The organism is Streptomyces sp. NPDC091272 (assembly GCF_044757485.1).
In the GTDB taxonomy this organism is placed as follows: Bacteria; Actinomycetota; Actinomycetes; order Streptomycetales; family Streptomycetaceae; genus Streptomyces.
Genome location: NZ_JBIVVC010000003.1, coordinates 596,080 through 614,570, shown reverse-complemented (window position 1 = coordinate 614,570; position 18,491 = coordinate 596,080). Strand labels below are relative to the sequence as shown.

Genomic DNA, 18,491 nt, shown 5'->3' with positions numbered 1-18,491 from the left:
GGTGGCATGGCCTCAGCAATCTCAGAAATCGCCGGCACACGAGGCGAACTGACCGCGGAGCTGCGCGGGTTCAAAGAGGTGCAGCGCCTCGCCTACGAGTGCGCCGAGGCGGTCTCCGCGCAGCTGGTGCCCGGTGTGACGGAGCGCGACGCGGCGCGGATGCAGCGGGTGTGGCTGCGTGAGCGCGGTGTGCGCGACTGGTTCCACCTGCCGTTCGCGTGGTTCGGGGACCGCACGGCGTTCACCGGCTTCCGCATACCGCTCCAGTTCTTCCCGACGAACCGGAAGCTGGAGCCGGGGATGCCCTTCGTGCTCGACATGGCACCGGTCCACAAGGGCTTCACCGCGGACATCGGATACTCGGGCTGCCTGGGGCTCAACCCCGTGCACAACCGGTTGCTGGCGGACCTGGAGGCGCACCGCGAGCTCATCCTCGACCAGGTGCGGGAGAAGCGGACCCTGCGGGAGATCTACGAGAACGTCGAACGCCTGATGGTGCGCCAGGGGTACGCCAACCGGCACCGCGCCTACCCCTTCGGGGTGATCGCCCACAAGATCGACCGGGTGCGGGAGCGGGCCTGGTCACCGCATGTGTTCGGGTTCGGCACACAGTCGTTGAAAGGTCTCGCGGGCGACGCGCTGCACGGGCACCGGGACGGCTGGTCGCCGCTGTGGAGCCCGTACAAGTTCTCCGACCACCCGCCGCGACCCGGCCTGTGGGCGGTGGAACCGCACCTCGGCTTCCGGGGTACGGGCGTGAAGTTCGAGGAGATCCTGGTCGTCACCGACTCCACGGATCCCGAGCAGAGCGCGTTCTGGCTGGACGACGACCTGCCGCACGTGCGGCGCTGGGCCGAGGAGAAGGCGGCATGACGATGGGGACGACCGGACCGGAAGGGGCGCGCGAGCGCCGGGTGCGCACCGGCGGCATCGAGCTGTGCGTCGCCGAGTGGGGGGACGAGGCACAGCCGACCGTGGTGCTGGTGCACGGCTACCCCGACAGCAAGGAGGTGTGGTCCGGGGTCGCGACCCGGCTGGCGGAGCGCTTCCACGTGGTGCTGTACGACGTGCGCGGGCACGGCGCGTCGTCGGTGCCCAAGCCGTTGCGCGGCGGGTTCACGCTGGAGAAACTGACCGACGACTTCCTGGCGGTCGCGGACGCGGTCAGTCCGGACCGGCCTGTGCACCTGGTGGGACACGACTGGGGCTCCGTGCAGGGCTGGGAGTTCGCCACCGTCCCGCGGACGCAGGGGCGGATCGCCTCCTTCACCTCCATGTCCGGTCCCTCGCTGGACCACTTCGGGCACTGGATCAAGAAGCGGATGTCCCGCCCGACACCGCGGCGTACTGCGCAACTGCTCGGGCAGGGCGCCAAGTCCTGGTACGTGTACATGCTGCACACGCCGGTGCTGCCGGAGCTGGCCTGGCGCGGGCCGCTCGGCAAGCGGTGGCCGAAGATCCTCCAGCGGATCGAGAAGGTGCCGGCCGACGGGTACCCGACGCCGTCGCTGCCGCAGGACGCCGCACACGGCGCCTGGCTCTACCGTGACAATGTGCGGGCCCGTCTGCGCAGGCCTCGCGCCGACGCGTATGCCCACGTACCCGTCCAGCTGATCACCCCCACCGGGGACGCCTTCCTCTCGGAGCGCCTCTACGACGACCTTGAGATGTGGGCTCCGCAACTGCTGCGGCGCACCCTCCCCGCGAAGCACTGGGTTCCGCGCACCCGGCCCGACCAGCTCGCGTCGTGGATCGGCGAGTTCGTGACGGCGAACGAGGACAGTGCCGCAGGGGTGGCGCCACGCGCTTCGACGGCCCCCGGGAAGCACGCCGACCGGTTCGGGGGCCAGTTGGTCCTGGTGACCGGTGCTGCCAGCGGCATCGGACGGGCCACCGCCTTCGCCTTCGCCGAGGCGGGGGCCCGGATCGTGGCGGTGGACCGGGATGCCGAGGGGGCGTTCCGCACCGCCGAACTGTCCCGGCTGATCGGCGCGCCCGAAGCCTGGCCGGAGGTCGTCGACGTGAGTGACGGCCAGGCCATGGAGAAGCTGGCCGAGAAGGTCGCCGCCGAGTACGGCATCGTCGACGTACTGGTCAACAACGCGGGAATCGGCATGTCCGGTTCCTTCATGACCACGACGGCGGAGGACTGGAAGAAGGTCCTGGACGTCAATCTGTGGGGTGTCATTCACGGCTGCCGTACCTTCGGCAAACAGATGGCCGACCGCGGCCAGGGCGGCCACATCGTCAACACCGCCTCCGCCGCCGCGTTCCAGCCGTCCAAGGCGCTGCCCGCCTACAGCACGACCAAGGCCGCGGTACTCATGCTCAGTGAGTGTCTCCGCGCCGAACTCGCCGGGGAGGGCATCGGCGTCAGCGCGATCTGCCCCGGCCTGGTCAACACCAACATCACCGCCACCTCCCGCTTCACCGGAGTGACGGAGGACGAGGAGAAGCGGAAACAGAAACGCTCCTCGCGGCTGTACGGGCTGCGCAACTACCCGCCGGAGAAGGTCGCCGAGGCCGTACTGCGCGCGGTGGTGAAGAACCAGGCAGTGGTTCCGGTCACGCCCGAGGCGCGCGGCGCCCACCTCATGTCCCGCTTCGCACCGAGGACCCTGCGTGCGATCGCCCGTCTGGAGCCGCCGCTGTGAGCACCGAACCCACCACCGGCCCCGGGAGCCGTGACACGGCCGGCGAAACCGGTCCCGAGAGCCATGACATGCCCGGGACCACCGGCCTCGAGAGCCGTCACACGGCCGGGGCGGATCACGTCATCGCTCCCCGCCGGGTCTCCTTCGACTGGCGCGAAACCCCGCTGCACTGGATACCGGACGAGCCGACGGCCACCCACGTCATCAACGTGCTGCACCTCCTGCTGCCGGCCGGCGAGCGCTGGTTCGTCAAGGTCTTCAAGGAGGCGCTGCCGCTGGTGCGTGACCCCGGGCTCCTCCAGCAGGTCAAGGGGTTCATGGGGCAGGAGGCCACGCACAGCGTCCAGCACAGCTACGTCCTCGACCACCTGGCCGGCCAGGGACTGGACACCGGCGCCTACACCAAGCACGTCGACTTCCTCTTCGAGAAGCTCCTCGGTGAGAGCCCGCCGTTCGGAGCGCCGGTGCCCGCCCGGGAGTGGCTGCGTTTCCGGCTCTCCGTGGTCGCCGCGATCGAGCAGTTCACGGCGGTGCTCGGCGACTGGGTGCTGGGTGCGGAAGGGCTGGACCGGGCCGGTCCGGACGCGGTGATGCTGGACCTGCTGCGCTGGCACGGCGCGGAGGAGGTCGAGCACCGCGCGGTGGCCTTCGACATGTACCAGCACTGCGGCGGCGACGGCCCGGCCCGCTACGCCCGCAGGATCGAGGGCATGGCCGTGGTCGCGCCGGTGATGCTGTGGCTGTGGGCGTGGGGCGCCTCGTACCTGATACGGCACGACCCGCAGCTCGTGGGACGGCAGCGCTACTCGCTCCGCGCGCACAACAAGGCGGTCGCCAAGGGACTGCTGCCGACCTGGGGGGAGCTGGGTGCGGCGATACCCCGCTACCTCCGGCGGTCGTACCATCCCTCGCAGGAAGGCTCGCTGCGCAGGGCCGTCGAGTACCTCGCGACCTCGCCGGCCGCGCGCGCCGCCGCGGGGGCGGTGGGCCGGGCGGCGCTGCGGTCCTGAACCGGCAGACAAGGAAGTGACCATGTCCGGACAGCAGGCGGAGGCCGAGTACCGGATCGAGGACCTCGCTCACCGCAGTGGTGCCACGGTCCGTACGATCCGCGCCTACCAGGACCGAGGGCTGCTCCCCAGGCCCGAGCGGCGCGGCAGGGCCAATGTGTACGGAGAGGCGCACCTGGCCCGGCTGCGGCAGATCGCCGACCTGCTGGACCGCGGCTACACCCTGGCCAGCATCAAGGAGCTGCTGGAGGCCTGGGACGCGGGGCGTGGGCTCGGCGGTGTCCTCGGCCTGGCGGCGGAGGTAGGCGGGCCCTGGACCGACGAGGAGTCGGCCCGGATCACGCGGGCGGAGCTGGACGAGCGGTTCGGCGGCCGGCCCGACGACGCGGCGGTGGCCGAGGCGGTGGAGCTGGGTGTGCTGGAGCGGATCGCGGGCCGCGACGACGAGTTCCTGGTGCCGTCACCGCAGGAGCTCGCGGTGGCGGCCGAGCTGTACGCGGCGGGGGTGCCCCTCAAGGCGATCTCGGATCACCTGTGGGAGCTGCGGGGACAGGTGGAGCACATAGCGGCCAGGTTCCTGGAGTTCACCACCGAGCACGTCTTCGCCCGCTATCTCGGACACCGGCCGCCGACCGACTCGGACGCGGCGGAGGCAGCCGCACTGGTCCGGCGGCTCCGACCGCTGGCCCAGCAGAGTGTGGACGCCGAACTGGCGCGTGCCATGCGGCTGTTCGCCACCCGGCACCTCCAGCAGCACCTGGGGTCCGGGCCCGCGCCGGAACCGGACCTGCGGCCGCGCGCACTCACCCTCCCGGCCAGAACGATCGCCGCGGTCCAGGCGTTGGTCGGCCCGGAGAACGCCTCGGCGTTCGTCACCGCGGCGACGGAAAGGGAACTTCAGGCAAGGACCTTGGACTCCCTCTCCACCGGACGACACAATCGTGCCAAAATTGATAAAACATCCTAAAAAGGGCACGAGTTATCCACAGATCCTTCATTTTCGCTGTGGAAAAGGCGAGTTGGCTGTGGATTACTTCGAACTGCTCGCCCGTCGCGCCTAATTCGGATGCGCACCAGGCCCCGGGGCGAGGACTCTGAGCGCATGAATGAGCACCGTGCCACCAAGGTGTCGAAGTACCTCTCAAGGCACCTGCGGCACCAGCCCGAGCGCATCGGGCTCACCCTCGACGACCACGGCTGGGTGGAGGTCGAGGCGCTGATCCGGGCCACCGCCGCGCACGGCTTCCACCTCACCCGCGCCGAGCTGGACCACGTCGTCGCCGACAACGACAAGCAACGGTTCGCGGTCCGGGACGACGATCCGCGGCGCGGCACCCTGATCCGCGCCAGCCAGGGGCACACGGTGGCCGGCGTCGATCTGGCGCTCCCCGCGGCCGAGCCGCCGGAACACCTCTTCCACGGCACCAACCCCCGTGCCGTGACGGCGATCCGCAGCGAGGGCCTTCGCCCCATGAACCGGCACGACGTGCATCTGTCCCCCGACCGGGAGACGGCCACCCGGGTCGGGGCCCGCCGGGGCCGGCCGGTGGTTCTGTGCGTGCGCGCCGGGGCGATGCACCGCGCCGGGCATGCCTTTCGGGTCAGCGCCAACGGGGTCTGGCTCACGGCACACGTACCGGCGGACTTCCTGGGCTTTCCGGGAGCGTGAGCGGGGACCGTACAGTCGACTCATGCGTCTGAGCACTGTGATTCTGCCGGTCCGCCGTTGGCACGAGGGCGGCAAGGAGGTGTGGCAGCGGGCCGAGGAGCTCGGCTTCCACACCGCGTACACCTACGACCACCTGTCGTGGCGGGTGCCGTTCCGGGAGGGCCCCTGGTTCGGGGCGCTCCCCACGCTGACGGCTGCCGCCTGTGCCACCGGCCGGCTGCGGCTGGGCACCTTGGTGACCTCGCCGAACTTCCGCCACCCGGTGACCCTGGCCAAGGAGCTGATCTCGCTCGACGACGTCAGCGGGGGACGCGTCACTCTCGGCATCGGCGCGGGCAGCGCGGGCGGGTTCGACGCGACGGCGCTCCTGCCGGAGGGGGAGCGGCCATGGACGCCGAGGGAGCGTGCGGACCGCTTCGCCGAGTTCGTACCGCTGCTGGACCGGCTGCTGAGTGAGGACGCGGTGTCGTACGACGGCACGTTCTGGTCGGCGGGGGACGTACGGAACGTGCCCGGGTGCGTACAGCGGCCGCGGCTGCCGTTCGCGGTGGCGGCGACCGGACCGCGCGGGCTGAAGCTCGCCGCGAGGCACGGTCAGGCGTGGGTGACCACGGGTGACCCCAAGCTCTACGAGAACGGCACCCCTCAGGAGTCCCTGACAGCGATCCGGGGGCAGATCGCGAGGCTCGGTGAGGCGTGTGAGGCGATCGGGCGGGACGCGGGGGAGCTCGGCAAGACCTTGCTCACCGGGTTCACCCCGGACCGGCCGCTGGACTCCCTGGACGCGTTCGTGGACTTCGCCGGGCGCCACGCGGAGCTGGGCGTCGACGAGCTCGTGCTGCACTGGCCGATCGCGGACACGCAGTTCGCGGCGGACGAGAAGGTCTTCGAGCAGATCGCGACGGAGGGGCTGACACAGTTGGGGTGACTGGGCTGGGCGAGGCCGGGCGGCCGGGCGGCCGGGCGGCCGGCGGGTTGGTCGGTCAGCGGGCGGGCAGGCGGCGGAGGCTTTCCGTCCGGTTGTGCCCCCTCAAATGTGCACCCTTTCGCACGTCCGTGCGTTCCATGCGAGAGGATGAGGTGGTGACCTCAGCTACCGACCCCCGCCCCCGCCCGGCCGACGGCGCAGGTGCCGGTTCCGGCGCGACCACTCCCGTGCGCCTGATCGCCACCGACCTGGACGGCACCCTCCTGCGTGACGACAAGACCGTCTCGCCGCGCACCGTCGCCGCTCTCGCCGCCGCCGAGGCAGCGGGCATCGAGGTCTTCTTCGTGACCGGTCGGCCCGCCCGCTGGATGGGCGTGGTCAGTGCGCACGTGCACGGCCACGGCCTGGCGATCTGCGCCAACGGCGCCGCCGTCGTCGATCTGCACGCGGGCGGCGAACTGATCGAGGTCCGCCCCCTGGAGCGCGTCGACGCCCTCGCCACCGTGGCCGCGCTGCGCGCCGCCGCCCCGGGCACCTCCTTCGCCGTGGAGCTGACCAGTGGCATCCACTACGAACCGGACTACCCGCCGTTCCAGTTCGACCCGGCGGCGAGCGTCGCCACCGCCGAGGAACTGCTGCACGAACAGGCCCCCGGCAGCGGCGACCCCGTCATCAAGCTCCTGGCGAACCATGACTCGCTCACCCCGGACGACTTTCTCGACCTGGCCAGGGCTGCCGTCGGCGGTCTCGGCTCGGTCACCCGGTCCAGCCCTACCGCGCTCCTGGAGATCAGTGGCCCCGGTGTCTCCAAGGCGAGCACCCTGGCCCGCTGCTGCGCCGAACGAGGCATCGCCCCCGAGGAGGTCGTGGCCTTCGGTGACATGCCGAACGACATCGAGATGCTGGCCTGGGCAGGGCGCCCGTACGCCATGGGCAACGCCCATCCGGCGGTCCTGGCTGTTGCGTCGGGCCGCACCGCCCCCAACGAGGAGGACGGTGTGGCAGCCGTCATCGAACAGATCCTGGCGGAACACCGGCCCTAGCCGGCCCTGACGAAACGCCCTCCGCGTCCGCAGCGGCAGTCCACAGGGCTTGGGTCTGGGTCTGGGTCTCGGTCTGACCATGTCAGTGGCGGCCCCGGGCGCCACCCCGGGCCCCCCGGCACCCACCCCCGGTCTCCCCCCTCCTGCCGCCCGGACACACCTCCAGGCGCACCTAGAGCGGCGCCTCCCACACCACCGCCGTCCCCCCTCCCCCCTCGCCGAGCCCCGGCCCGTACGAGCTGGAGCCGCCCAGCGCCTCCGCCCGCCGGCTCAGATTGCGCAGCCCGCTGCGACGCCCGCCGTCCGGGATGCCGACACCGTCGTCCGCCACCGTGAGCCGTACGGCCCGGCGCCCGTCCGCCAGGGTGACCGTGGCGTCCACGACGACCTCGATCCGCGACGCCTCCGCGTGCCGGAACGCGTTCGACAGCGCCTCCCGCAGCGCGGCGATCAGGTTCTTCCCGGTCAGCTCGCCGACCAGTGCGTCCACCGGCCCGACGAAGTGGTGTGCGGGTTTGAAGCCGAGCGGTACCGCAGCCATGTTGATCTCCCGCAGCACCCTGGTACGCAGCCCGGACGGCGCCTCGGCCGGACCCTGCTGCAGTGCGAAGATCGCCGTTCGGATCTCCTGGATCGTCACGTCCAGCTCGTCCACGGCCTTGCCCACGCCCTCCTGCACCGCGGGCACCACCGACCTGCGCTGCGCGCCCTCCAGCATCATTCCGGTCGCGAACAACCGCTGGATGACGAGATCGTGCAGGTCACGGGCGATACGGTCGCGGTCCTCGTAGACCGCCAGACGCTCGCGATCGCGTTGCGACTCCGCCATCATCAAAGCCAGCGCGGCCTGCGAGGCGAACTGCGTGGCCAGGGTCCGCTCCACCTCGGTGAACGGCTTTCCGCCTCGCGCACGGGGCGTCGCGAGTGCGCCCAGCACCCGGCCGCCGCTGTGCAGCGGCAGCAACATGCTGGGCCCGTACAGGCCGGAGAGTTTGGTGATCACACGCGGATCGGTGGCCGCGTCGCTCACGAACACCGACTCGCCGCCCAGCAACAGCCCCACGATCGGACTCTCCGCCGGAATCACCAGGCCCAGCGAATCACCCGGATTGTCGGCGGACACCGCCGCGATCTCCAGCCCGCCCTCCTCCACGGGGAGCAGCACCATCCCGGCCGCCGAGTCGGCCAGCCGCCGTGCCTGTTCCGCGACCACGGTCAACGCGTCGTCCGCATCACCACCGGACAGCAGCGCCGTCGTCACGGCCACCGACCCGTCGATCCACCGCTCCCGCTGGCGGGCCGCCTCGTACAACCGGGCGTTGCCGATGGCGATCCCGGCCTCGGTGGCCAGCACGCGCAGCATGTGCAGGTCGTAGTCGTTGAACTCGCCGCCGTCCCTCTTCTCGGCGAGGTAGAGGTTGCCGAAGATCTCGCCCTGCACCCGGATCGGCACCCCGAGGAAGGTCCGCATCGCCGGATGGTGGGCGGGAAAGCCCTCGAACCGGGGGTCGGCCGTGAGATCCCCGAGCCGAACCGGCACCGGGTCCCTGATCAGCGCCCCGAGCAGCCCGGACTGACCACCGGGCAGTCGGCCGATCGCCGCCGCCTCCGCCTCGCTCACGCCGTACGTCACGAAGTCGCGGAGCCCTTCGCCCTCTTCGTCGACGACCCCGATCGCGGCGTACTTGGCGTCGGCGAGCTCGGCGGCGGTCTCGCAGATCCGGTCCAGGGTGGAGTGCAGTTCGAGGCCGGTGCCCACCGAGCGCATGGCCTCCAGCAGCTGAGGCACCCGCGCGGTGAGTTCGGTCGAGAGCCCCTGCAGACTCCGGGTCGCCTCGGTCGCTGCGTCGAGGTGGTCCTTCGGGGCGGGCGGGTCGTGCTGCGCTGACATGCCCTTGAGACTAGTTAGTCCTATTTAAAGGGGAAAGTCGACCAGCGGGCGTTTGGACCGCTTACGCCGGCGCCCCGAGCAGTTATGGCCACTGAGCAAGCGGCCTCGGCCGGTCGGACCACCCGCGCCGACCATTCCCCCGGCCGGTCGGGCCAGCCGCGCCGACCCTTCCCCCCCCCGGCCCAGTCCGACCGCACACCCCGGCCGTTCCCCCGGCAGGCCGTCCCGCCTGCGCCGACCATCCGCCCGCCCGGTCGGACCGCCCCCGCCCCGCCCCCTACCCGACCGGTTCCACCTCCCGCTCCCGTTCCAGCATCCGGCGCAGCGCCCCGTCCACCCCGGCCAAGGCCCCGAAGGCGCCACGTTGCACGACGTGCCCTTCGTCCAGCACCAGCACCTCGTCGACGTCCTCCAGCCCTTGCAGCCGGTGCGTGATCAGCACGGTCGTCCGGCCCTCGGTTGCGGCCAGCAGGTCGGCCGTCAGCGCGTCGGCCGTCGCCAGGTCCAAGTGCTCGGCCGGCTCGTCCAGTACGAGCACGGGGAAGTCGGCCAGCAGCGCCCTGGCCAGCGCGAGCCGCTGCCGCTGACCGCCCGACAGCCGAGCCCCGTGCTCACCGACGAGGGTGTCGAGCCCCTCCGGCAGGGCCTCCACCCAGTCCCGCAACCGGGCCCGCCCGAGCGCTTCCAGGAGCTGGGCGTCGTCCGCGTCGGTCCTGGCCAGCCGCAGGTTCTCCCGTACCGAGCTGTCGAAGAGGTGTGCGTCCTGCGCGCACAGCCCCACGACCCGGCGCACGGCGTCCCCGTCGAGGGAGCCGGCGGCCACGCCACCGATCTCGTAGCTGCCTTCCGTCGCGTCCAGGAACCGCAGCAGCACCTGTGCGAGGGTCGTCTTGCCCGCTCCGCTCGCCCCGACGACTGCGATCCGCTTCCCCGCCTCCAGCGTCAGGTCCACCCCGGCGAGCGCGTCCCGCTCCTGCCCGGCGTACCGCGCGGACAGCCCCCGTACCTCCACCGGGAAGGGTGCGGCGGGTACCTTCGCCGGGCTCTGCGGCTCCCGTACGGGAACGGGCGCGTCCAGCACCTCGTACACCCGCTCGGCACTGCGCCGCACCCGCTGCCGGTACTGCACGGCCAGCGGCAGCCCGGTCACCGCCTCGAACGCGGCCAGCGGGGTCAGCACCACCACAGCGAGCTGCACCCCGGCCAGCCGCCCGTCGGCCACGGCCTGCGCGCCCACCCAGGCCGCTCCGACGACGGTCAGCCCGCACACCAGAGCCGAAAGACCGCCGCCCAGCGCGGTGGCCGAAGCCCCACGCGAAGTGATCCGCGTCAGCACGGAGTCCGCGTCCCGCACAGCGGCGAGCCGCCGTCGCAGCGCTCCTGCCACCGTCAACTCGCCCACGCCACCGAGTAGATCGGCAACCCGTACGGCCAGCGCCCCGCGGGCCGGAGCCAGCTGTCGCTCGGCACGCCGCGCCGTCGCCCCGCTCACGAGCGGCACCAGCACCCCGGCGGCCAACAGCCCGGCGGCGAGCACCGCCCCCGCCTCCGGCAGCATCCATCCGGTGAACCCGACGGCCGCCACGCTCACCACGACTGCGGCTCCTGCGGGCAGCGCCCACCGCAGCCAGTAGTCCTGCAACGCGTCCACATCGGCGACCAGCCGCGAGAGCAGATCCCCGCGCCGTGTCTCGCGCAGCCCGGCGGGCGCGATCCGCTCCAACCGCCGGTACACGGCGACCCGCATGTCCGCCAGCATCCGAAGCACCGCGTCGTGCGACACCAGCCGCTCCGCGTACCTGAAGACCGCCCGCCCGATACCGAAGGCCCTCGTCGCGGTGACCGCCACCATCAGGTACAGCACCGGTGGCTGCTCCGAGGCCCGCGAGATCAGCCAGCCGGAGACCGCCATGAGCCCCACGGCCGATCCGAGCGCCAGGCTCCCGAGAAGCAGGGCGAGTCCGAGCCGGCCACGCTGCTCTCCAGCATCCCGCCGTACCCGGCGCAGCACCCCGCCCACGGCGCCGCGGGCCCCGGCCCCTGTTTCACGTGAAACATCGCCGTCGACGGCGGTCGGCCGCTGCGAAGGCCGTACCTCCGCAGCACGCGGTGCGGGGAAGGCGCCGCCGGGCGCGGCCCCCGCCACGCCGAGCTCCACCACGCGGTCGGCCACCGCCAGCAGTGCCGGCCGGTGGACGACCAGCAGCACGGTCCGCCCCACCGCCAGCCTTCGTACCGCCTCGACGATGCCGACCTCGGTCTCGCCGTCCAGCGCCGCCGTCGGCTCGTCCAGAAGCAGCACGGGCCGGTCGGCGAGGAACGCCCGCGCCAGCGCGAGCCGCTGCCGCTGCCCTGCGGAGATCCCTGCCCCGTCCTCCCCGAGAAGGCTTTCCACCCCGTGCGGCAGCGCGGTCACGAACTCGTGCGCCCCTGCCGCCCGCAGCGCGTCCCACACAGCCGCGTCGTCGGCGTTCGGCCGAGCCAGCCGTACGTTCTCGGCGACTGTCCCGGCGAAGAGGTGCGGCCTCTGCGGCACCCATGCCACCCGCTCCCGCCACTTCTCCAGGTCCACGTCCGCCAGGTCGGTGCCGCCGACGGTGACTCGCCCCTGCTCCAGCGGTACGAACCCCAGCACCGCGTTCAGCAGCGTCGACTTGCCGACCCCGCTGGGCCCGACGAGGGCCACCGTCTCGCCCTGCCCGACCTCCAGCGACGCCGCCTCAAGAGAGGCCGCCGCACGTCCCTCGTGCCGTACGGTCACCCCCTCCACCCGCAGCGCGTTGGAGACCGGCAGGTCCGCCGAACCGCCCGCGGGCAGCTCGGTCTCCAGCACCACGAAGATCTCTTCCGCGGCCGACAACCCCTCCGCCGCCGCGTGATACTGAGCCCCCACCTGGCGCAGCGGCAGATATGCCTCCGGCGCGAGGATCAGGATGACCAGCCCGGTGTACAGGTCGAGTTCACCGTGGACGAGCCGCATCCCGATGGTCACGGCGACCAGCGCCACCGACAGGGTGGCCAGCAGTTCCAGGGCGAACGACGACAGGAAGGCGATCCGCAGCGTCTTCATGGTGGCCTGCCGGTACTCGCCGGTGATGGCCCGGATCGATTCGGCCTGCGCCTTGGCCCGCCCGAACACCTTGAGCGTCGGCAGCCCGGCGACCACGTCCAGGAAGTGCCCGGACAGCCGCGACAGCAACTGCCACTGCCGGTCCATCCGGGACTGGGTGGCCCACCCGATGAGAATCATGAAGAGCGGGATCAGCGGCAGCGTCACCACGATGATCGCCGCCGACACCCAGTCCTCGGTGACGATCCGCGCGAGCACGGCCACCGGAACGACGACCGCGAGTCCCAGTTGCGGCAGGTAGCGCGAGAAGTAGTCGTCCAGCGCGTCCACCCCCCGGGTGGCCAGCGCGACGAGCGAACCGACCCGTCGGCCGCCCAGCCATCCGGGACCGAGGCCGGCCGCCCGCTCCAGCAGCCGCCCCCGCAGTTCGGACTTGACCGCCGCGCTCGCCCGGTGTGCGGCGAGCTCGGTCAGCCAGGCCACCAGCGCGCGGCCGAGGGCGACCGCCGCCAGCAGGAGCAGCGGGGTGCGCAGTCCGCCGGACCCCAGCCCGTCCTCGAACGCCCCGACCACCACCTCCGCGACGAGCATCGCCTGGGCGACGACCAGGCCCGCCCCGGCAAGCCCGAGGACGACCACCGCCCCGAGGAAGAAGCGGGTGGCGCGGGCGTAGCGGAGCAGACGCGGGTCGATCGGTTTCACGTGAAACATCCCCCACTAGGGACCCCTGGACCGTGTCGCGGTCCAGGGAACGGGAACGGCATCAGTGCGCGTCGGCGAGGTGCTGAGTGCCGATGCGCTTGCGGAACACCCAGTACGTCCAGCCCTGGTAGAGCAGCACCACCGGAGTGGCGATGCCCGCGCACCAGGTCATGATCTTCAAGGTGTACGGGGTGGACGAGGCGTTGGTGACGGTGAGGCTCCAGGCATCGTTCAGCGAGGACGGCATGACGTTCGGGAAGAGCGTCAGGAAGAGCATCCCGACCGCGGCCACGATGGTCACGCCGGACAGGGCGAACGCCCAGCCTTCCCGGCCGGCCGCCGTGCACCCGATGGCCACGACCAGAGCCACGGCGGCCACGACCAGCGCCACGAGACTGCTGGTGTCGCCCTTGTCGACCTGGGTCCAGATCAGGAAGACCAGTGCCAGCACCGCGGTCAGTACGCCCAGCTTCACGGCCAGGGCGCGCGCCCTGGTCCGGATGTCGCCGAGCGTCTTGAGCGCCGCGAACACAGCTCCGTGGAAGGTGAACAGCGTCAGCGTGACGAGGCCGCCCAGCAGGGCGTACGGGTTGAGCAGGTCGAGGAAGTTACCGACGTACTCCATGTCCGCGTCGATCCGCACGCCTCGCACGATGTTCCCGAAGGCCACTCCCCACAGGAAGGCCGGCAGCAGCGAGGTCCAGAAGATCGCGTGCTCCCAGTTGGTCTGCCAGCGCGCCTCGTCCCGCTTGTGCCGGTACTCGAAGGCGACTCCGCGCACGATCAGGCAGGCCAGGATGAGCAGCAGCGGCAGATAGAACCCGCTGAAGAGGGTGGCGTACCACTCGGGGAAGGCGGCGAAGGTGGCGCCGCCCGCGGACAGCAGCCACACCTCGTTGCCGTCCCAGACGGGCCCGATGGTGTTGATCAGGACCCGTCGTTCCTTGCGGTCCTTGGCGAGCAGCTTGGTCAGTACGCCGATCCCGAAGTCGAATCCCTCCAGGAAGAAGTAGCCGATCCACAGGACGGCGATGACGACGAACCAGACGTCATGGAGTTCCACAGCAGTTCACCGGTCCCTAGTACGAGAAGGCCATCGGCCGGTCGGGGTCGCGGTCGTCGCCGCCGATCTTCGTGGGCGGGTTGAGGTCCGCCTCGGTGAGCTCGGGCGGGCCGAGCTTGACGTACTTCACCAGGAGCCTGACCTCGATGACGGCCAGCACCGCGTAGAGCAGGGTGAAGACGGTCATCGAGGTGAGCACCTCGCCCTGCGAGACGCCGGGGGAGACGGCTGCCGAGGTCTTCAGCACCCCGTAGACGACCCATGGCTGCCGGCCCATCTCGGTGAAGATCCAGCCCCACGAGTTGGCGATCAGCGGGAAGAGCATGGTCCACAGGGCGACAACCCAGTAGAGCGACGCGAGGCGCGGGCTGAGTGCCTTCTTGCGGAAGAGCACCAGATTGGGCACCTCGTCCTCGCCGGTCCGCAGGCCGGGCGGCAGCAGGAACTTCTTCCTGGTCAGCCAGAGCCCGAGCAGCCCGAGGCCGAAGGACGCCATGCCGAAGCCGATCATCCAGCGGAAGCCCCAGTAGGCGACGGGGATGTTGGGCCGGTAGTCGCCGGGGCCGAACTTCTCCTGCTCCGCCTTGTTGATCTCGTTGATGCCCGGGACGTACTCGGTGAAGTTGTCGTGGGCGAGGAAGGACAGTATTCCGGGGATCTCGACGGTGACCCGGTTGTGTCCCTTGTCGACGTCGCCGATCGCGAAGACGGAGAACGGCGCGGGCGCCTCGCCCTCCCACAGCGCCTCGGCGGCCGACATCTTCATCGGCTGCTGCCTGTACATGACCTTGCCGAGCAGGTCGCCGCTGACCGCGGTCAGCAGACCGGCAACCACCACGGTGACCAGGCCGAGCCGCAGCGAGGTCCGCATCACCTGGACGTGCTTCTTGCGGGCCAGGTGCAGGGCCGCGATGCCGACCAGGAACGCGCCGCCCACCAGGAACGCGGCGGTCAGAGTGTGGAAGAACTGGTTGAGCGCGGTGTCCTGGGTGAGCACCTTCCAGAAGTCGGTGAGCTCGGCCCGGCCGCGTTCCTTGTTGATCCGGTAGCCCACCGGGTGCTGCATCCAGGAGTTGGCCGCCAGGATGAAGTACGCGGAGAGGATGGTGCCGATCGACACCAGCCAGATGCATGCGAGGTGGATCTTCTTCGGCAGCTTGTCCCAGCCGAAGATCCACAGTCCGATGAAGGTCGACTCGAAGAAGAAGGCGATCAGCGCCTCGAAGGCCAGCGGCGCACCGAAGATGTCACCGACGAAGCGCGAGTAGTCCGACCAGTTCATGCCGAACTGGAACTCCTGCACGATGCCGGTGACCACCCCCATCGCGATGTTGATGAGGAAGAGCTTCCCCCAGAACTTGGTCGCCTTGAGGTACTTCTCCTTGTTGGTCCGCACCCAGGCGGTCTGCAACCCGGCGGTGAGCGCCGCGAGCGAGATCGTCAGGGGGACGAACAGGAAGTGGTAGACGGTGGTGATGCCGAACTGCCATCGCGCCAGGGTCTCAGGCGCCAGAGCCAGGTCCACGTCGTCCTCTCCTTACTTCGCCGGTATCGTCGGCAGTTTGCCCCTTTAATCCCACTAATCGCGGGACGAACCGGGACACGCTTGTGAACGCGTTCACATTCACAAGCATTATGTCGCACGCCCATTCGGAGCTGTCCAGGGGGGTGCCCATAAAAAACACCGGTGCCCCCGCAAGCCGCGCACGGCTCACAGGGGCACCGGCAATCACCTCGAACCGGTCACAGCTCCTCCGGTCACAGCTCCTTGCGGAACTCCTCCGCCGCCTTCAGGAACAGGTCGTTCGCCTCGGTCTCGCCGATCGTCACCCGCACTCCGTCGCCCGCGAACGGCCGCACCACGACACCCGCCCGGTCGCACGCCGCCGCGAAGTCGGTCGTGCGCTCCCCCAGCCGCAGCCACACGAAGTTCGCCTGCGTCACGGGCACCGTCCAGCCCTGCCCGGTCAGCGCCTCGTACACCCGGGCCCGCTCCGCGGTCAGCGCCTCCACCCGTTCCAGCAGCTCGCCCTCGGCGCGCAGCGAGGCGATGGCCGCCTCCTGGGCGATCTGGCTCACCCCGAAGGGCACCGCCGTCTTGCGGAGCGCCGCCGCGACCGGCTCGTGCGCCACCACGAAGCCGATCCTGAGCCCGGCCAGACCGTACGCCTTGGAGAAGGTCCGCAGCACCGCGACGTTGGGCCGGTCCCGGTAGAGCTCGATGCCGTCCGGCACCTGCTCGTCACGGATGAACTCCCGGTAGGCCTCGTCCAGGACGATCAGGACGTCCTTGGGCACCCGGTCCAGGAAGCGTTCCAGCTCCGCGCGGCGGACCACGGTGCCGGTGGGGTTGTTGGGGTTGCAGACGAAGATCAACCGGGTCCTCTCGGTGATCGCGTCCGCCATCGCGTCCAGGTCGTGCACGTCGCCGTCGGTCAGCGGCACCTGTACCGCCGTCGCCCCGCTGATCCGCGTGATGATCGGGTACGCCTCGAAGGACCGCCAGGCGTAGATCACTTCGTCGCCGGGCCCCGAGGTCGCCTGGAGCAGTGACTGGGCCACCCCGACCGAGCCGGTGCCGGTCGCCAGGTGTGCAACGGGCACGCCGAAACGGTTCGCCAGCTCCTCCATCAGCCCCGTGCAGGCCATGTCGGGGTACCGGTTGAACGCACCGGCCGCCGCAATCGCGCGCTCCATCACGCCCGCGAGCGGGGGGTAGGGGTTCTCGTTGGAGGACAGCTTGTACGCCGCCGGGGCCTCGGTGTCGGCGGCCGAGGCCGGCTTCCCGGGCTTGTACGTGGGAATGCCGTCCAGCACCGCGCGCAGCTTGGGGCTCGTCGCGCTCGTACCGCTCGTGTCGCTCACTTAAGGTCCTCCTCGACCGTACGTACCGCCAATACTGCTCACCCTATGAGGATTGGACGGTGCTGCGAAGGGGCCGCCGAGGTCTGTCCCGGACGGCGTGATCCACTGGGGGCGCGCCCCTGTCGTTCACGCGCGCCGGTGGCTCACGCCGTGGCGCGCGTCCCCCGAACTGGTGAGTTGAGACCTCATCGAGACTTCGGGCAGATGCCGGACTCACACCGCCTGCCGCTGGACTCCACGGCCTCACACCCCGTAACTCCCTTGGCTTCCATGGTCATTGAGGACTTCTCCCTGTGCAGAAACGTGCCTGTCAATGCGCGCATATGCACCCACGCCAATCGGTCCTCCGCGCCCTACTATCGGGTCGCCATGACAGCAGCAGGGAAGCATCAGGTGAGCCGGACCGAGACACCCCGGCGAGGCAGTCGGCCAGGACGTGCAGGCATCCGGGATGTCGCCGCCGCAGCCGGTGTCTCCATCACAACTGTCTCCGACGCCCTCAACGGCAAGGGCAGGCTCCCGGACGCCACCCGTCGCCACGTCCGCGAGGTCGCCGACCGGCTGGGCTACCGCCCGTCCGCGGCGGCCCGCACGCTCCGTACCGGAAAGTCGGGCCTCATCGGCCTGACGGTCACCACCTACGGGGACGAACCCTTCACCTTCACCGAATTCGCGTACTTCGCGGAGATGGCCAGAGCCGCGACCTCGGCCGCGCTCGCCCGCGGCTACGCCCTCGTCATCCTGCCCGCCTCCTCCCGCCACAGCCCCTTCGACGTGTGGCAGAACGTCGCACTCGACGGGACCGTCGTCATCGACCCGTCCGACGAGGACCAGGTCGTCACCGAGCTCATGCGCCAGGGGCTGCCCGTCGTCTCCGACGGCCGCCCAGCCGGCACCCTGCCGGTCACCGCCTGGGTCGACAACGACCACGAGGCCGCCGTACTCGAACTCCTCGACCACCTCGCCGACGCCGGCGCCCGCCGCATCGGCCTGCTCACCGGCACCACCACCGACACCTACACCCGGCTCTCCACCACCGCGTACCTGCACTGGTGCGAGCGCGTCGGACAGGACCCGGTGTACGAGTCCTACCCCGCCCACGACCCGTGCGCGGGCGCCGTCGCGGCCGACCGGCTGCTCGCCCGCCCGGACCGCCCGGACGCCGTGTACGGACTCTTCGACCCCAACGGCACCGATCTGCTCGCCGCCGCCCGCCGCTACGGGCTGCGGGTCCCCGAGGACCTGCTCCTCGTCTGCTGCTCCGAATCGACCGTGTACGCGAGCACCGAGCCGCCCATCACGACGCTCTCGCTCAAACCCCGCCGTATCGGTACCGCCGTCGTCCAGCTGCTCATCGACGCCATCGAGGGACTGGACACCGGGCAACCCGTCGAGCAGGTGATACCGACCGAACTCATCATCCGTACCTCTTCCCAGCGACGTCCTCCGCGCACCACCGTGAGTGCGCCGCGCTCGCCATCGGGGGACTGACGGACGGGCCGGCCGGGGCGGCAGCGGAGAGCCGTCCCGAAAATCAACACCGGGACCGATCTCCGCAATACGGACGAAACAACCGGTGAACCGGGTGTGTACCCG

General features: G+C 70.8%; 13 protein-coding genes. 8 read left to right on the top strand and 5 right to left on the bottom strand.

The window, feature by feature from the left end:
- The first annotated feature begins 6 nt into the window (after window positions 1–6).
- From ACIQM4_RS12065 to ACIQM4_RS12035, 7 genes are all read left to right on the top strand, one after another.
- Entirely contained in the window at window positions 7–873 is an 867-nt protein-coding gene (locus ACIQM4_RS12065) for a M24 family metallopeptidase (protein WP_401589608.1), read from the top strand.
- The gene (locus ACIQM4_RS12060; RefSeq protein WP_401589605.1) at window positions 870–2,654 is read left to right on the top strand and encodes an SDR family oxidoreductase; all 1,785 of its coding nucleotides are present in this window, start codon (window positions 870–872) and stop codon (window positions 2,652–2,654) included. Before ACIQM4_RS12065 ends, ACIQM4_RS12060 begins: the two co-directional genes overlap by 4 nt.
- 68 nt (window positions 2,655–2,722) lie before the next feature.
- Window positions 2,723–3,664 carry a metal-dependent hydrolase gene (locus tag ACIQM4_RS12055; RefSeq protein ID WP_401590145.1) on the top strand — a complete coding sequence of 314 codons (942 nt, stop codon included), beginning with the start codon at window positions 2,723–2,725 and terminating at the stop codon, window positions 3,662–3,664.
- A 22-nt stretch (window positions 3,665–3,686) separates the two neighbouring features.
- Window positions 3,687–4,631, top strand: a complete 945-nt coding sequence (locus ACIQM4_RS12050; RefSeq protein ID WP_401589603.1) for a MerR family transcriptional regulator — start codon at window positions 3,687–3,689, stop codon at window positions 4,629–4,631.
- Between the two features lie 135 nt (window positions 4,632–4,766).
- On the top strand, window positions 4,767–5,333 hold the full coding sequence (locus tag ACIQM4_RS12045) for an RNA 2'-phosphotransferase (protein ID WP_401589600.1): 567 nt from the start codon (window positions 4,767–4,769) through the stop codon (window positions 5,331–5,333).
- 22 nt (window positions 5,334–5,355) lie between these two features.
- A complete protein-coding gene (locus tag ACIQM4_RS12040; RefSeq protein ID WP_401589598.1) occupies window positions 5,356–6,261 on the top strand; it encodes an LLM class flavin-dependent oxidoreductase in 906 nt (301 codons plus the stop codon).
- 155 nt (window positions 6,262–6,416) lie between these two features.
- Entirely contained in the window at window positions 6,417–7,304 is an 888-nt protein-coding gene (locus tag ACIQM4_RS12035) for an HAD family hydrolase (protein ID WP_401589595.1), read from the top strand.
- Window positions 7,305–7,476: 172 nt separating this feature from the next.
- On the opposite strand, the gene ACIQM4_RS12030 is transcribed toward ACIQM4_RS12035, so the two are convergent.
- The 5 genes from ACIQM4_RS12030 to hisC all read right to left on the bottom strand — a co-directional run bounded on the left by ACIQM4_RS12030 (window position 7,477) and on the right by hisC (window position 16,895).
- Window positions 7,477–9,195: a GAF domain-containing protein gene (locus ACIQM4_RS12030; protein ID WP_401589592.1), complete on the bottom strand. Its 1,719-nt coding sequence runs from the start codon at window positions 9,193–9,195 to the stop codon at window positions 7,477–7,479.
- Window positions 9,196–9,472: 277 nt separating this feature from the next.
- Window positions 9,473–12,967 (bottom strand): thiol reductant ABC exporter subunit CydD, encoded by a 3,495-nt coding sequence (cydD, locus tag ACIQM4_RS12025; RefSeq protein WP_401589589.1) that lies wholly within the window; start codon window positions 12,965–12,967, stop codon window positions 9,473–9,475.
- Window positions 12,968–13,028: 61 nt separating this feature from the next.
- Window positions 13,029–14,030 carry a cytochrome d ubiquinol oxidase subunit II gene (gene cydB / locus ACIQM4_RS12020; protein ID WP_401589586.1) on the bottom strand — a complete coding sequence of 334 codons (1,002 nt, stop codon included), beginning with the start codon at window positions 14,028–14,030 and terminating at the stop codon, window positions 13,029–13,031.
- 16 nt (window positions 14,031–14,046) lie between these two features.
- On the bottom strand, window positions 14,047–15,555 hold the full coding sequence (locus ACIQM4_RS12015; protein ID WP_401589584.1) for a cytochrome ubiquinol oxidase subunit I: 1,509 nt from the start codon (window positions 15,553–15,555) through the stop codon (window positions 14,047–14,049).
- A 233-nt stretch (window positions 15,556–15,788) separates the two neighbouring features.
- On the bottom strand, window positions 15,789–16,895 hold the full coding sequence (gene hisC, locus ACIQM4_RS12010; protein ID WP_401589581.1) for a histidinol-phosphate transaminase: 1,107 nt from the start codon (window positions 16,893–16,895) through the stop codon (window positions 15,789–15,791).
- 369 nt (window positions 16,896–17,264) lie between these two features.
- Between hisC and ACIQM4_RS12005 the strand changes: the two genes are divergently transcribed.
- A complete protein-coding gene (locus tag ACIQM4_RS12005; protein ID WP_401589578.1) occupies window positions 17,265–18,386 on the top strand; it encodes a LacI family DNA-binding transcriptional regulator in 1,122 nt (373 codons plus the stop codon).
- The last annotated feature ends 105 nt before the right edge of the window (window positions 18,387–18,491 follow it).